Raw genomic sequence first — 14,400 nt, forward strand, 5'->3', positions numbered from 1 at the left:
ATATGAACATTATTGAAGCTAACGTTGCTACCCCGGACGCTCGCGTCGCCATCACCATTGCGCGTTTCAACAACTTTATCAATGACAGCCTGCTGGAAGGTGCGATCGACGCCCTGAAACGTATTGGTCAGGTTAAAGATGAAAACATTACCGTCGTTTGGGTTCCAGGCGCGTATGAGCTGCCGCTGGCGGCAGGTGCGCTGGCAAAAACCGGTAAATACGACGCGGTGATTGCGTTAGGCACGGTGATTCGTGGCGGTACCGCACACTTCGAATATGTGGCTGGCGGTGCAAGCAATGGCCTGGCGCATGTCGCTCAGGACAGTGGCATTCCGGTAGCCTTCGGTGTTCTGACCACCGAAAGTATTGAACAAGCCATTGAACGCGCTGGCACTAAAGCCGGCAACAAAGGCGCAGAAGCTGCACTGACTGCACTTGAAATGATTAATGTATTGAAAGCCATTAAGGCCTGATTTTTGTAAGGGGAAATCCGTGAAACCTGCTGCTCGTCGCCGCGCCCGTGAGTGTGCCGTCCAGGCGCTCTACTCCTGGCAGTTGTCCCAGAACGACATCGCTGATGTTGAATACCAGTTCCTGGCGGAACAGGACGTAAAAGATGTCGACGTTCTGTATTTCCGTGAACTGCTGTCCGGGGTGGCGACTAACAGCGCGTACCTGGATGGACTAATGAAGCCTTACCTGTCTCGCCTGTTGGAAGAGCTGGGTCAGGTAGAAAAAGCCGTGCTGCGTATTGCGCTGTTTGAACTGTCTAAACGTAGTGATGTGCCGTATAAAGTGGCCATCAACGAGGCGATTGAACTGGCGAAAACCTTCGGCGCTGAAGATAGCCATAAATTCGTTAACGGCGTACTGGATAAAGCAGCACCTGCGATTCGCCCCAACAAAAAGTGATCTCCAGGCCGGTAGGATAGCGGAATTATATTTCCGCTGTCGCCGGCCTTTTCTTTTTTCCTGCTGAGGCATAACGTATGGCATGTGGCGAATTCTCCCTGATTGCCCGTTATTTTGACCGTGTTAGAAGCTCTCGTCTTGATGTCGAAACCGGTATTGGTGACGATTGCGCACTCCTGAATATCCCTGATAAACAAACCCTGGCGATCAGTACTGACACGCTGGTAGCGGGTAATCACTTCCTTCCTGACATCGATCCCACCGATCTGGCCTGGAAAGCGCTGGCAGTGAACTTGAGTGATCTGGCTGCGATGGGGGCTGATCCTGCATGGCTAACGCTTGCGCTCACTTTGCCTGACGTCGATGAAGCCTGGCTCGAAGCCTTCAGTGATGGCCTGTTTGAACTCCTCAATTATTATGATATGCAACTGATTGGCGGTGACACCACGCGTGGGCCATTGTCGATGACGTTGGGTATCCATGGCTACGTCCCGGTAGGACGGGCCTTAAAACGCTCCGGTGCGAAGCCAGGAGACTGGATCTACGTGACCGGTACGCCAGGCGACAGCGCTGCAGGGCTGGCGATTTTGCAGCACCATTTACAGGTTGCAGATGCAAAACATGCGGACTATTTGCTTAAGCGGCATCTGCGACCAACGCCACGAATTTTGCAGGGCCAGGGCCTGCGCGACCTGGCGAGTGCGGCAATCGATCTTTCTGATGGTCTGATTTCTGATCTGGGGCATATCGTCAATGCCAGTGGCTGTGGCGCACGGGTTAACGTCGATGCCTTGCCATATTCGACAGCGCTTGCCCAATGCGTTGAGCCTGAACAGGCGTTGCGTTGGGCGCTCTCGGGTGGTGAAGATTATGAGTTATGCTTTACAGTACCGGAAATAAACCGTGGCGCCCTGGACGTGGCGCTGGGGCATCTGGGCGCATCATTTACCTGCATCGGACAGATGAGTGCTGACGTGGAAGGCATTCACTTTACGCGTGACGGCAAGCCTGTCACTTTTGACTGGAAAGGATATGACCATTTTGCCACGCCTTAAAAAAGATGTCGCAAAAAGCCGTTTGAGTATGCGCAATCCGTGGCACCTGCTGGCCACCGGATTTGGCAGTGGGTTGAGTCCCATTGTACCGGGCACCATGGGATCGCTGGCGGCGATCCCATTTTGGTATCTAATGACGTTTCTGCCGTGGCAGCTCTATTCTCTGGTTGTCATGCTGTCGATCTGCATCGGCGTCTATCTTTGCCATCAGACGGCGAAAGATATGGGTGTGCACGATCACGGCAGCATTGTCTGGGACGAGTTTGTCGGGATGTGGATAACCCTGATGGCGCTGCCGACCAATGACTGGCAGTGGGTTGCCGGCGGATTTGTGATCTTTCGTATTCTGGATATGTGGAAACCCTGGCCGATTCGTTGGTTCGATCGTAACGTGCATGGCGGTACGGGGATCATGATTGATGATATTGTGGCCGGGATCCTTTCTGCTGGGATCCTCTATTTTATCGGGCATCACTGGCCGATTGGGCTGTTCTGAGAGTGAACAGGTATGCCCGATAAGCGTAGCGCTATCGGGCAATTTGTTATTTAAATCCCACGACCGGATGCTGTTTGTACGGCATTTCCAGCTCAGCAATCTGCTCTGGTTTCAGCGTTAAATCCACCGCGTTAAGTAATTCATCTAACTGTTCTTCACGCGATGTGCCGATAATCGGTGCGGCAACACCGGGTTTGCTCAGCAGCCATGCCAGAGCCACCTGCGCACGTGTCGCGCCAAGTTCCTCACTGACTCGGGTCAGTCGTGCAGCAATTTGCGCGTCGTTTTCATCGCTCTCGTTGTACAAATTTTTGCCAACCTCATCAGAAACCAGACGCGCTGTCGTCTCTCCCCATGGCCGCGTCAGGCGACCACGCGCCAGCGGACTCCACGGGATCACCGCGACACCTTCCTGAGAGCAGAGAGGCAACATTTCGCGCTCTTCTTCGCGGTAAATCAGGTTGTAGTGATCCTGCATGCTGACAAACTGCGCCCAGCCGTGTTGTTTTTGCAGGGCCAGCGCCTGAGCAAACTGCGAAGCGTGCATGGAGGATGCGCCGATATAGCGTGCTTTCCCGGCTTTCACCACGTCGTTGAGAGCTTCCAGCGTTTCTTCAATTGGCGTGTTGTAATCCCAGCGGTGAATTTGCAGGATATCGACATAGTCCATGCCGAGTCGTCTCAGGCTGTCGTCAATAGAACGCAAAATTTGCGCACGGGATAACCCTTCCGGCAGGTCGTCAACGCGGTGAAAAACTTTGGTTGCCACCACCACCTCCTCACGACGGGCGAAATCGCGCAGGGCACGACCGACAATTTCCTCACTGCTGCCTGCGGAGTAGCTGTTAGCGGTGTCGAAAAAGTTGATGCCACCCTCAAGGGCGTGTTTGATGATTAGGCGACTGCTTTCTTCAGGCAGCGTCCAGGCGTGATTACCACGGTCAGGTTCGCCAAACGTCATGCAGCCCAGACAAAGACGAGATACCCGAAGGTCGGTTTTTCCTAAGGTGTTGTATTGCATGCTGCAGCTCCCGCTATGAATAATCTCTTAAGCATAGCAGGAGCGAAGAGGGGATTATGCCAGCCAGGCCTTGATTTTGGACTCAATTCCAGCGGCGTCAAGACCAAGATCTGCGCGGGCTTCGTCCTGGGTGCCTTGTGGAATAAAGAAATCAGGCAGACCAATATTGAGCACAGGAACCGGCTTGCGGTGTGCCATCAGCACTTCGTTTACGCCACTGCCAGCACCGCCCATAATGGCATTTTCTTCCAGCGTGACCAGCACCTCGTGGCGGGCGGCCATCTCCAGAATTAATATTTCATCCAGCGGTTTGACAAAGCGCATATCGACCAGCGTAGCGTTCAGCGCTTCCGCAACTTTAGCGGCTTCTGGCATCAGTGTACCAAAGTTCAGAATTGCCAGTTTCTCACCGTGGCGCTTCACGATCCCTTTACCAATCGGTAATTTTTCCAGCGGTGCCAGCTCAACGCCAACGGCATTGCCGCGCGGATAGCGTACGACGGTTGGGCCGTTATTGTAGTGATAGCCGGTGAACAGCATCTGACGGCATTCGTTTTCATCACTCGGGGTCATAATGACCATTTCCGGGATGCAGCGCAGGAAGGAGAGATCGAACGCCCCCTGGTGGGTTTGCCCGTCCGCACCCACGATCCCCGCGCGGTCAACGGCAAACAGTACCGGCAGTTTCTGAATGGCGACATCGTGCAGCACCTGATCGTAGGCGCGTTGCAGGAAGGTGGAATAGATAGCGACGACGGGTTTATAACCGCCAATCGCCAGACCAGCTGCAAAGGTCACCGCGTGCTGTTCGGCAATCGCCACGTCAAAGTAGCGGTCCGGGAACTTGCGTGAGAATTCCACCATCCCAGAGCCTTCGCGCATCGCCGGGGTGATTGCCATCAGCTTGTTGTCTTTCGCTGCGGTTTCGCACAACCAGTCACCGAAGATTTTTGAATAGCTCGGCAGACCGCCGCTGCTTTTCGGCAGACATCCGCTGGAAGGATCGAATTTTGGCACTGCGTGGAACGTGATCGGGTCTTTTTCTGCAGGCTCGTAGCCACGACCTTTTTTGGTCATGATGTGCAGAAACTGCGGGCCTTTCAGGTCACGCATATTTTTCAACGTGGTGATGAGTCCCAGTACGTCGTGACCGTCTACCGGGCCGATATAATTAAAGCCCAGCTCTTCAAACAGCGTGCCCGGCACCACCATGCCTTTGATGTGTTCTTCAGTGCGTTTGAGCAGTTCTTTAATTGGCGGCACGCCGGAGAAGACCTTCTTTCCGCCTTCGCGTAGCGAAGAATAGAGCTTGCCAGAGAGCAGTTGCGCCAGATGGTTGTTCAGAGCGCCGACGTTTTCCGAAATAGACATTTCGTTGTCATTCAGGATAACCAGCATGTCAGGCTTAATATCCCCCGCGTGGTTCATGGCTTCAAACGCCATTCCCGCAGTGATAGCTCCGTCGCCAATCACGCAAACTGTGCGGCGCTCTTTGCCTTCTTTCTCGGCGGCAACCGCAATACCAATGCCTGCGCTGATAGAGGTTGAGGAGTGCCCAACGCTTAATACGTCATACTCGCTCTCGCCGCGCCATGGGAACGGATGCAGGCCGCCTTTCTGACGAATGGTGCCGATTTTATCGCGGCGACCGGTAAGAATTTTGTGCGGATAAGCCTGATGTCCCACATCCCAGATTAACTGGTCGAAAGGGGTGTTGTAGACGTAGTGCAGCGCGACGGTAAGCTCCACAGTGCCCAGACCGGAGGCAAAATGCCCGCTGGAACGGCTCACGCTGTCGAGCAAATAGCGGCGCAGTTCGTCGCAAAGCTTTGGCAGGCTCTCTTTTGGCAGCAGTCTTAACTCCTGGGTGGAGTCGACCAGCGCCAGGGTCGGGTATTTGGCTATATCAAAACTCATCGCAAGCTCATTGGATATGTTAGTTTATTTATCACGCTGGATTATGTAGTCCGCTAGCGCTTCCAGTGCCGAGGTATCGAGTGACTGTGCGGCCAGCAAACTTAACGACTGGCGGGCGTCCTCAATCAAATCCCGGGCTTTATTCCGGGCTTGCTCAAGACCCAGAAGTGCAGGATAGGTACTTTTGCCAAGCTGCTGGTCAGCACCCTGACGTTTACCCAATGTTGCAGTATCGCCTACCACATCCAGTATGTCATCCTGAACCTGGAAGGCCAGACCGATACTTTCTGCGTATTTATCGAGTATTGCCAGGCATTCTCGCCCTTTATCACCCGCGCTTAACGCACCCAGACGAACGGCGGCGCGAATCAAAGCTCCGGTTTTATGGCGGTGAATACGCTCCAGCGCATCCAGCTCAACCTGGTGACCTTCTGCTGCCAGATCAAGTGCCTGTCCGCCGCACATACCGGCGATACCGCTGGCCTGAGCCAGTTCAGAGATCATGGCGATGCGGTCACGGTCAGCGACTTCCGGCATCGGCGCGTCGCTGATGATGGAAAACGCCAGCGTTTGCAGCGCATCTCCGGCCAAAATCGCGTTTGCCTCGCCAAATTTCACGTGGCAAGTTGGCAGGCCTCGACGCAGGTCATCGTCGTCCATGGCGGGCAAATCATCGTGCATCAGCGAATAAGCATGGATGCATTCGACGGCGGCTGCGGGAGCGTCAAGTGTACTCAGGCTCACGCCAAACATCTGACCGGTGGCGTAAACCAGGAACGGGCGCAGACGTTTACCGCCTAATAATGCGCCATATTGCATGGTTTCAACCACGGGAGTGTTCTGAAAGGGCAGTGGCGCGATAAAACGGCTCAGTGCCTGGTTGGCCTGCTCAACGCAAGCCTGAAGCTGCTGCGTAAAATCCATTTACTCATTATCCGGTGTAAAAGGCGTAAGGGCGGCGTCTTCCGTATCTGACAGCAGAATTTGCACGCGCTGTTCAGCCTGTTGCAACTTCACCTGTCCCTGACGCGCCAGCTGTACGCCACGTTCGAATTCGTTCAGCGCCTCTTCCAGCGGCAGGTCGCCGCTTTCCAGACGGGTAACAATCTGTTCCAGCTCGCTCAGCGATTTTTCAAAGCTGGCGGGCGCTTCATTTTTCTTCGGCATAATGAATGTCTGACTCTTAATATTTTCAGCCTGGTCATGGTAACGGACTCAGCGCAATTATCAAATAACGCGCAATGGTAAGGCAATGTGCACAGGATGACCATGATGGTGGTATACTTGCGCGCCTGGATGCAGCCGCAGGGTATGGGCTGCTGTATTTTTCCCATTACAAGTCGTTCAGACTTGCCAAAGAACCATTGCCGCCATGAAGTTTATCATTAAATTGTTCCCAGAAATCACCATCAAAAGCCAATCTGTGCGTTTGCGCTTTATAAAAATTCTGACAGGGAACATCCGTAACGTTTTAAAGCACTATGATGAGGACCTTGCCGTCGTCCGTCACTGGGATCACGTTGAGGTTCGCGCTAAAGATGAAAGCCAGCGCCTGGATATTCGTGACGCACTGACTCGTATTCCAGGTATCCACCATATTCTCGAAGTGGAAGACGTGCCGTTCACTGATATGCACGATATTTTCGAGAAAGCGCTGGTGCAATACCGCGATCAACTGGAAGGTAAAACCTTCTGTGTGCGCGTCAAGCGTCGCGGTAAACATGAGTTTAGCTCCATCGAGGTGGAACGTTATGTTGGCGGTGGACTGAATCAGCATATTGAATCCGCACGCGTGAAGCTGACGAAACCTGATGTGACCGTCAATCTTGAAATCGAAAATGACCGTCTGCTGTTGGTAAAAGGTCGCTATGAAGGAATTGGTGGTTTCCCTATCGGGACGCAGGAAGATGTTCTTTCCCTGATTTCCGGTGGTTTCGATTCCGGCGTCTCCAGCTATATGCTGATGCGTCGCGGCTGTCGCGTACACTATTGCTTCTTTAACCTCGGCGGTGCCGCGCATGAAATCGGCGTTCGTCAGGTGGCACATTACCTGTGGAACCGCTTTGGTAGCTCGCATCGCGTGCGTTTTGTCGCTATCAACTTTGAGCCGGTGGTCGGTGAGATCCTGGAAAAAGTCGACGATGGTCAGATGGGCGTGGTCCTCAAACGTATGATGGTTCGCGCAGCGTCTAAAGTGGCCGAGCGTTACGGCGTACAGGCGCTGGTGACCGGTGAAGCGCTGGGCCAGGTGTCCAGCCAGACGCTGACTAACCTGCGCCTGATCGACAATGTATCTGACACGCTGATCCTGCGCCCGCTGATTTCTCACGACAAAGAGCACATCATTAATCTGGCGCGGGAAATTGGTACTGAGGATTTTGCTCGCACCATGCCGGAATACTGTGGTGTGATCTCGAAAAGCCCAACGGTGAAAGCCATCAAAGCGAAGATTGAGGCCGAAGAAGAAAACTTCGACTTCTCGATCCTCGATAAAGTGGTTGAAGAAGCCAGTAATATTGATATTCGCGACATCGCCCAGCAGACGCAGCAGACTGTCGTGGAAGTAGAAACCGTGAGTGGTTTCGGCCCGAACGATGTGATTCTGGATATCCGTTCTGTGGATGAACAGGATGACAAACCGCTGAAGGTTGAAGGTGTCGATGTGGTTTCTCTGCCGTTCTACAAACTCAGCACTAAATTCGGCGATTTGGACCAGAATAAAACCTGGTTGTTGTGGTGTGAACGTGGCGTGATGAGTCGTCTGCAGGCGCTCTATCTGCGCGAGCAGGGCTTCGAAAATGTGAAGGTGTATCGTCCTTAGTTCTTTTGTTGCCCTGGCCTTAGGTGTCGGGGCAACATAAGTCTACTGGCTAAGCGAACCCACAGTGTTCATAAGTTGTACCGCAATCTGTGGAATGTCTTCTGTACTAAAAAAACCCATCGTCACAGCGATTGCAATTAACTTCTCTTTATTATCCAGCAGTGGGCAGGCAATAGACTGCGCCCCAGGAATGCCGTGGGTAGGTTGATAACGCACAGCAAAGCCCTGTAGCCGGACTTGAGTAATCAGTGAAGTATATTGATCACCTTGCGGATGGTCTGTAAAGCCCATGAAAATCTGCCCGGCAGCGCTGTGATGAAGCGGTACAGGGGTGTTGGGGAGAAAATCAATATCAACATTACGAAAGCTACGGTTATAGTGCTTGAGTACGAGTCCTTCGCCAGTGCTGACAACCACCCCCGTAGAATAGTTAAACTTATCGCGAAAAGCGGTGAGTACGTCATTGAGTTTGCGGATCGTATTGCTTTCGCCTGAGCCGTTCCCGGACAACTGATGAATAGTTGCCCCCAGAGAGTAAATTCCTTTCTCATTTTGGTACAACATCCCTGTTCTACACAATGAAATCAGATACTTATGTAATCGGCTTTTGGATAGATTGCATCCAGTAGCGATATCGATAGCTCTTGCCTGGCCGTTGTAACGTGCAACAAAAGTCAGAATGCCGACGGCGATATCAACCGAATTTACCCCTTGAGATGTCTCAGTCATATGTTTTCTCTATTTAAGATTCTCCCAATTATATCACTGTGCTTTAAATCATTACTGCCCTCGCAATTTAAAAAACAACACTACTCCTAAATGATTAGAACTTGATACATCGCAAGTTAACTAATTGTGCCCTTTGGTTCACTAATGATGAACTCTATGAGGATGCAATTATGGAAGCATTAAATAAGATACGTTTAAAAAGAAGAACCTTGCTAAAAGGGCTGGGCGTGGTGGGATTGTCTTCTCTGGGGGGCGTTTTTTTAACTTTACGACAGGTCAATGGCTCGCTGCTGCCCCGATTTCGTCTAAAGCAAGCGGATTACCAGACGTTTCGTTCTACCTGTGCGATGGAGTGTTTGCACTGCAATCTCACTGCCTATGTCTGGAAAGATCGCTTAATGAAAATTGAAGCGACAAAAGATTTCAATGTGAAATGTTGTTTGCGAGGGATTAGCCGAACTAAATGGGTCTACCATCCTCTGCGTTTAACGCAACCTCTGCTCCGTACAGGAGAAAAGGGGGAAGGCAAGTTTAAGCCGATCAGCTGGGACGCAGCGCTGGATTTGATTGAAAAGAAAATCAGAGAAACTATCGCGACTGACGGTAATAAAGGCCTATTCCTTACCGCAGCATCCGGAAATATGGATTCTATTAAAAATGATATGGGTAAGGCTTTTTTTGATTATCTCGGTGGAGCAACGAAACAAGCTGGATCGTTATGTTGTGCGGCGGTAACTGCCGCCATGATGCCAATGGTGGGATTAAGGTATGCGGATACCCGGGATACGATAGCCGATAGTCGATATATCCTGTGCTGGGGAAATAACCCTGCAGTCACTATGCACGCATACTTCAAATATTATTCACAGGCACAGCGTAATGGAGCGCGGATAGTCGTTATTGATCCACGCTTTAACGAAACAGCAGCCAAAGCCGATGAATGGGTTCCTATCGTGCCCGGTACGGATATCGCATTGGCGCTGGGAATGATCAACATCATTATGGAAGAAAAACGTTATGACGCTGATTTCTTGCGAGCACATACAGGAGCTATCTACCTGGTTGATGACCAGCAGCAACTGATGCGTGCAGATCCTCAGGATACTGACAGCTATCTGGTTTTTGATACGCGAACTCAGACACTGAAACAACATGATGAACCAGGTGTAATCCCTGCGTTATTGAGCGATGAACTGCCTGTTGATCGTAAGTTTATGACGGTGCTGGATACCGTGTGGGCGCAGGCCAAACCCTGGTCGGCGCAGAGGGTTGAGGAAGAAACTGATGTTCCGGCACAGACCGTGTTACGTCTGGCGCGCGATTACGCTTCCACACAGCCAGCCATGATTGTTCAGAATATGTCCGGTGCACAGAGGACAGAGTTTGGAACGTACGTGGCCGCAAGCCAGTTTTATCTGGCACTTATCACCGGCAATATCGGAAAACGTGGGGCGGGTGTCTGTGATGCAGGAGGAGTCCGGCAGATGGCTAAATTCTCGCCGATTATTCCACCAGCACCTCATGCGGAAAAAATCCCCTCCATTCCCATTTCTAAAATTGGTGACTGGCTTGTTAACGAAAAGCCTCATCCTATTAAGTTCTGGTGGAATATGACGCTGGGTGCGATGACGCAGCTTCCTAACACTAACCAGGTCAGAGAAGCGTTTAAAAAAGTTCCGTTTGTTGTGGTTGCGGACAACCTGATGAGTTCATCCGCGTTGTATGCCGACCTGGTGCTGCCTGTCACGACGATTTTTGAGGATGTCAGCCTGATGGCGGGAGTGCGAAGCCATTATGTTCAGTTGATGGAAAAAGCGGTTGAGCCACCGGGAGAAGCAAAGCCCGATTATTGGATTTTTGCCCGGCTTGCCGAACGTTTTGGCTTTGGAGAGTTTTTTAATCAGCCGATTGAGCATTACATCGATGCGTGTCTCAAAGGCTCCGGTATTACGCGAGAGATGTTGAAAAACGGTCCTGTGTGCCCTGTTGAAGAGGATTGGATCCCGTTTAAAGATGGGCAGTTCCGCACGTCGACTGGCAAAGCACATTTTTATATTGAAGAGTGGGCGAAAAAGAAATTTATGCCCGTGGTGACCTGGAAGCAGGTGACGGAATCGGTGAAAGGTTCGCCTGAACTTGCCCGTAGGTACCCCCTTATGGCGGTACAACGTAAGCTGGCGCGCAGTGTGCATTCCAGCCACGGCATGAACGAGTGGATCCTTGAAGTTCAGCGCAATCGCCCGAACGTTATGATTCACCCGGAAGATGCCCAACATCGTCAGATACAGGCCGGAGAATGGGTTGTCGTCTTCAATCATCGTGGGGAGCACCGTGCCATTGCTGATGTTACAACGCATATTAAACGAGGCGTTGTAAGTCTGGATAACGGCTGGTGGGAACAGCAGGGCGGAAGCAGCAGTCATGTCACCAACGATCAGGTGGAACTGCTGGGTAATGGACACTGTTGTAACAGTACGCTGGTTGATGTCAGAAGGGAGGCTCAATCATGATAAAACAATTCGGATTTCTTATTGATATGCAGAACTGTTATGGCTGTAAGACCTGCAGCATGGCCTGTAAATCAGAAAATATGACGCCGCTCGGGGTACTATGGCGTCGGGTCCGTGAATGTCACACGGATGAACCAAACACTCAGGCCTTTATCAGTATGTCATGCAATCATTGTGATGACCCACAATGCATGAAAGTGTGCCCGGCAGGAGCGTATACCAAACGGGCGGACGGTATTGTTGTGCAGGACCACGAACGATGTATCGGGTGTCGAATGTGCATTATGGCCTGCCCCTGGAGTGCGCCCGTTTATGATCCTAATGAGGGAAAAACCAGCAAATGCAATCTGTGTGCAGAAAGGTTAGATGAGGGGTTGCAGCCGCGCTGTGTCGAGTCTTGCCCTGCGGGAGTATTATGTTTTGGTGATATAGAGGCGCTACGCAAAGAATACACTACTCAATGGACGGTGTTGGAAAAACGCTACAACCTACCTGACCATAACATCAGTAAGCCCAATATTGTGATTATTCCGGCACAGGACTGAGGTGAAAAATGGAACATTATGAATTGCCACTCGTTTTTTTCACAGTCTTTGCACAATGGGGAGCTGGCGGAGTGCTGGCGCTTACGCTGTGCCAGAGTTTCAGTGCAACTAAATTCAGTGCAAACCAGTATCGTATGTTGGCATTGCTTTTTTGGATCATCACTGTATTGGGGTCTTTAGCATCACTGGCGCATCTGGGAACGCCCTCAGGTGCATACCGCTCACTGGCAGGGTTGGGAATATCCTGGCTTAGCAGGGAAGTGGTTATGTTTATTGCGCTGAATGCAATGATATTTTGTTGGATGGGGCTATGTTGGTTTAAGCCTCAGCATCGAACCGTTAATCTTCTGGGGGGGATGACGGCGCTTGTTGGGTTGGCGTCAATTTTGGTGACTTCTCAGGTTTATTACCAGATGGCGCTGCATCCGCTATGGCATTCTGCTGCTACGCCCATCGGATTTTTGGGGACAGCTGTGTTGCTCGGTTTTATTAGTGTGACTGCAGCGTATAGCTATTGGCATAAGCCGATATCAATATTGAGTCGCTCAGGAATCTTCATCGGAATTCTATTAAGCGTTGGTGCGCTGTTGGTTCGCTATCAGATCCCCGGTGCAGATGCGTCCAGCCCTTTGCTCTGGTGGCAACTTTTTGCCAGTATTTGCGTGGCGGTATGGGGAGTATCTCGTCTGAATCTAGGCCTGAATAGTTGGGGTTGGATTATGTTGATAGTAACGGGTGAACTGGCGGGAAGAATGCTGTTTTACAGTAATGTGATGAGTGGGATCCCTTGGTTCTAAGGGATAATTCAGGTGACAACAGTGCATTACCCGACCTATCGCTCGTATCAGACAGTAGGTCGGGTCAGTGTAGACTGGTGGTGAATCTCGTTTACTCGTAGTAGTTATAAATACCCGCAGCTATGACCAGTTGTGACGCCACTTCATGGGCTTTTTCGCGTCCAACCAGCAGATCGATTATTTTCAAGCCGAAGTCGATAGACGTCCCAGGCCCCTGGCTGGTCAACAGGTTGACGCGAGGATCCCATACGACGCGCTTATCCTGCCACTGCTCCGCTGGAATGCGGTCTTTCAGCGCCGGGAAACCGGTCATGTTGCCGATGGGGAAAATATCATGTGGGACGAGTACGGTTGCCGCTGCGGCGCAAATCGCGGCGACAATTCTCCCGGAGCGGTGAAACTGTTTTACGGTTTCAACCAGCAGTGGGCTGTCACGGAAACATTCCGCGCCTTTAATACCGCCGGGCAGGATAATGATGTCATAATCGCCATCAGCGACTTCGACCAACGGCGCATCCGCCAGGAGCTTTACGCCGCGTGAGCAAACAATCGTCAGGTCGCCATCGCTGGCGACACTTGCGGTAGTTACCTGAATGCCGCCACGCACCAACAGGTCGATAGTGGTGACCGCTTCGGTCTCTTCACTACCAGGGGCGAGACATACCAGTGCTTGAGCGCTCATACTCACTCTCCTTTCGCTTAACCATTTCAAACAGGCGGGCATTTTCCGGGACGGCGATGCCGTGCGCACGTGCGCGTTTTAACAAATAGCCGGTAATGTAATCGATTTCGGTATGACGCAGGGCTTGAATGTCCTGCAGCATTGATGAGATGTTTTCCGCCGTACTGTCAATCACTTGCTCGACATAATAACGTAAATCATCCACTGATGTATGGTGACCTTCGCGTTCAATGACCGCAGCTACTTCCTGGCATATCAGCGCTATTTTTTCAGGATGCTGGCGTAGTTCGCCGTTAGGGCAGTCCCATAGCGCGGTGAGCGGGTTAATGACGCAATTTACTGCCAGTTTACGCCACAGCTCAGCGCGAATGTTGTTATGCCAGGCAACGTCTGGCAGCACATCCTGCAGGATTTCGGCCAGATAACTAAAATCACCATCTTGCTCACGCGCCGGGCCGATACGCGTTGTACCTTTCGCCACATGAATAATGACATTGCCGTCACGACGCGCTGCCTGTGTCGTAGTGCCTATTAACAATGGCTGCGGAATGTTATGCAGTTCTTCTATCGTTCCCATTCCATTGTGAATCAAAAGAATAGGCGTGGTTTCAGGCAGAATTGTAGCCAGGCTCTTTACCGCATCAGAAACCTGCCAGGCTTTTAGTGTGACCAGCAACAGATCGCTTTTCGCCAAAAAGTCGGGGTCGTTTGCCGTCAGGGATTCATTAAAAACTGACCCATCCGTGTCAATCAGGTTAACGCTGCAATAAGGCTGTGGTACACGTAGCCACCCTTGTACCTCATGTCCATGTTTGCACAGCGCTGTAAGCCAAAGCTGCCCTAAGGCTCCACATCCCAGTACGGTAATTTTCATTCTTCCTCCTCACCTGCAACAGCACCAGGTGTTAATCCATA

Annotated in this window: 15 protein-coding genes; 8 read left to right on the forward strand and 7 right to left on the reverse strand. The window is 51.6% G+C overall.

Annotation, left to right across the window (positions count from 1 at the left end):
• The first annotated feature begins 2 nt into the window (after positions 1-2).
• The 4 genes from ribH (at position 3) to pgpA (ending at position 2,463) form a co-directional block, all read left to right on the forward strand.
• Positions 3-473 (forward strand): 6,7-dimethyl-8-ribityllumazine synthase, encoded by a 471-nt coding sequence (ribH, locus tag OGX98_RS07625; protein WP_045440500.1) that lies wholly within the window; start codon positions 3-5, stop codon positions 471-473.
• Positions 474-492: 19 nt separating this feature from the next.
• Positions 493-912, forward strand: coding sequence for a transcription antitermination factor NusB (nusB, locus tag OGX98_RS07630; protein WP_045440503.1), 420 nt, complete (start codon positions 493-495; stop codon positions 910-912).
• 77 nt (positions 913-989) lie between these two features.
• Positions 990-1,967 (forward strand): thiamine-phosphate kinase, encoded by a 978-nt coding sequence (thiL, locus tag OGX98_RS07635; protein ID WP_045440505.1) that lies wholly within the window; start codon positions 990-992, stop codon positions 1,965-1,967.
• Positions 1,945-2,463: a phosphatidylglycerophosphatase A gene (pgpA, locus tag OGX98_RS07640; RefSeq protein ID WP_045440507.1), complete on the forward strand. Its 519-nt coding sequence runs from the start codon at positions 1,945-1,947 to the stop codon at positions 2,461-2,463. Before thiL ends, pgpA begins: the two co-directional genes overlap by 23 nt.
• A gap of 46 nt (positions 2,464-2,509) precedes the next feature.
• On the opposite strand, the gene yajO is transcribed toward pgpA, so the two are convergent.
• The 4 genes from yajO to xseB are packed head-to-tail and all read right to left on the reverse strand — an operon-like array spanning position 2,510 to position 6,568.
• On the reverse strand, positions 2,510-3,484 hold the full coding sequence (yajO, locus tag OGX98_RS07645) for a 1-deoxyxylulose-5-phosphate synthase YajO (protein ID WP_045440509.1): 975 nt from the start codon (positions 3,482-3,484) through the stop codon (positions 2,510-2,512).
• Positions 3,485-3,538: 54 nt separating this feature from the next.
• On the reverse strand, positions 3,539-5,401 hold the full coding sequence (gene dxs / locus OGX98_RS07650; RefSeq protein ID WP_286595074.1) for a 1-deoxy-D-xylulose-5-phosphate synthase: 1,863 nt from the start codon (positions 5,399-5,401) through the stop codon (positions 3,539-3,541).
• 24 nt (positions 5,402-5,425) lie between these two features.
• A complete protein-coding gene (gene ispA / locus OGX98_RS07655) occupies positions 5,426-6,325 on the reverse strand; it encodes a (2E,6E)-farnesyl diphosphate synthase (RefSeq protein WP_048221952.1) in 900 nt (299 codons plus the stop codon).
• Positions 6,326-6,568 carry an exodeoxyribonuclease VII small subunit gene (gene xseB, locus OGX98_RS07660; protein ID WP_045440516.1) on the reverse strand — a complete coding sequence of 81 codons (243 nt, stop codon included), beginning with the start codon at positions 6,566-6,568 and terminating at the stop codon, positions 6,326-6,328.
• Between the two features lie 205 nt (positions 6,569-6,773).
• Here xseB and thiI point away from each other — a divergent pair, with 205 nt between their 5' ends.
• On the forward strand, positions 6,774-8,222 hold the full coding sequence (thiI, locus tag OGX98_RS07665; protein WP_286595075.1) for a tRNA uracil 4-sulfurtransferase ThiI: 1,449 nt from the start codon (positions 6,774-6,776) through the stop codon (positions 8,220-8,222).
• A gap of 42 nt (positions 8,223-8,264) precedes the next feature.
• Here thiI and OGX98_RS07670 read toward each other — a convergent pair whose 3' ends face one another.
• Positions 8,265-8,951 (reverse strand): helix-turn-helix domain-containing protein, encoded by a 687-nt coding sequence (locus OGX98_RS07670; RefSeq protein WP_286493172.1) that lies wholly within the window; start codon positions 8,949-8,951, stop codon positions 8,265-8,267.
• A gap of 170 nt (positions 8,952-9,121) precedes the next feature.
• On the opposite strand from OGX98_RS07670, the gene OGX98_RS07675 reads away from it, so the two are divergent.
• From OGX98_RS07675 to OGX98_RS07685, 3 genes are read left to right on the forward strand one after another with little or no spacing between them, the layout of a single operon-like run.
• Positions 9,122-11,461: a molybdopterin-containing oxidoreductase family protein gene (locus tag OGX98_RS07675; RefSeq protein ID WP_286595076.1), complete on the forward strand. Its 2,340-nt coding sequence runs from the start codon at positions 9,122-9,124 to the stop codon at positions 11,459-11,461.
• Complete coding sequence (locus OGX98_RS07680) at positions 11,458-12,006, forward strand: 4Fe-4S dicluster domain-containing protein (RefSeq protein WP_286493174.1); 549 nt, start codon at positions 11,458-11,460, stop codon at positions 12,004-12,006. Before OGX98_RS07675 ends, OGX98_RS07680 begins: the two co-directional genes overlap by 4 nt.
• Positions 12,007-12,014: 8 nt before the next feature.
• Positions 12,015-12,803, forward strand: a complete 789-nt coding sequence (locus OGX98_RS07685) for a dimethyl sulfoxide reductase anchor subunit family protein (protein WP_286595077.1) — start codon at positions 12,015-12,017, stop codon at positions 12,801-12,803.
• 91 nt (positions 12,804-12,894) lie between these two features.
• Here OGX98_RS07685 and yajL read toward each other — a convergent pair whose 3' ends face one another.
• Positions 12,895-13,485, reverse strand: a complete 591-nt coding sequence (gene yajL / locus OGX98_RS07690; RefSeq protein ID WP_048221950.1) for a protein deglycase YajL — start codon at positions 13,483-13,485, stop codon at positions 12,895-12,897.
• Positions 13,448-14,359 (reverse strand): 2-dehydropantoate 2-reductase, encoded by a 912-nt coding sequence (gene panE, locus OGX98_RS07695; RefSeq protein ID WP_045440527.1) that lies wholly within the window; start codon positions 14,357-14,359, stop codon positions 13,448-13,450. The genes yajL and panE overlap by 38 nt, the downstream gene beginning before the upstream one ends.
• Between the last annotated feature and the right edge of the window lie 41 nt (positions 14,360-14,400).

Source organism: Citrobacter sp. Cm046, assembly GCF_030333065.1.
Taxonomy (GTDB): Bacteria; Pseudomonadota; Gammaproteobacteria; order Enterobacterales; family Enterobacteriaceae; genus Citrobacter; species Citrobacter murliniae.

Bases quoted from the DNA above. Each gene is read 5' to 3' on its own strand.
- ribH (WP_045440500.1), top strand. From the start codon at position 3: ATGAACATTATTGAAGCTAACGTTGCTACCCCGGACGCTCGCGTCGCC.
- thiL (WP_045440505.1), top strand. From the start codon at position 990: ATGGCATGTGGCGAATTCTCCCTGATTGCCCGTTATTTTGACCGTGTT.
- pgpA (WP_045440507.1), top strand. From the start codon at position 1,945: ATGACCATTTTGCCACGCCTTAAAAAAGATGTCGCAAAAAGCCGTTTG.
- yajO (WP_045440509.1), bottom strand. From the start codon at position 3,484: ATGCAATACAACACCTTAGGAAAAACCGACCTTCGGGTATCTCGTCTT.
- dxs (WP_286595074.1), bottom strand. From the start codon at position 5,401: ATGAGTTTTGATATAGCCAAATACCCGACCCTGGCGCTGGTCGACTCC.
- ispA (WP_048221952.1), bottom strand. From the start codon at position 6,325: ATGGATTTTACGCAGCAGCTTCAGGCTTGCGTTGAGCAGGCCAACCAG.
- xseB (WP_045440516.1), bottom strand. From the start codon at position 6,568: ATGCCGAAGAAAAATGAAGCGCCCGCCAGCTTTGAAAAATCGCTGAGC.
- thiI (WP_286595075.1), top strand. From the start codon at position 6,774: ATGAAGTTTATCATTAAATTGTTCCCAGAAATCACCATCAAAAGCCAA.
- OGX98_RS07670 (WP_286493172.1), bottom strand. From the start codon at position 8,951: ATGACTGAGACATCTCAAGGGGTAAATTCGGTTGATATCGCCGTCGGC.
- OGX98_RS07675 (WP_286595076.1), top strand. From the start codon at position 9,122: ATGGAAGCATTAAATAAGATACGTTTAAAAAGAAGAACCTTGCTAAAA.
- OGX98_RS07680 (WP_286493174.1), top strand. From the start codon at position 11,458: ATGATAAAACAATTCGGATTTCTTATTGATATGCAGAACTGTTATGGC.
- OGX98_RS07685 (WP_286595077.1), top strand. From the start codon at position 12,015: ATGGAACATTATGAATTGCCACTCGTTTTTTTCACAGTCTTTGCACAA.
- yajL (WP_048221950.1), bottom strand. From the start codon at position 13,485: ATGAGCGCTCAAGCACTGGTATGTCTCGCCCCTGGTAGTGAAGAGACC.
- panE (WP_045440527.1), bottom strand. From the start codon at position 14,359: ATGAAAATTACCGTACTGGGATGTGGAGCCTTAGGGCAGCTTTGGCTT.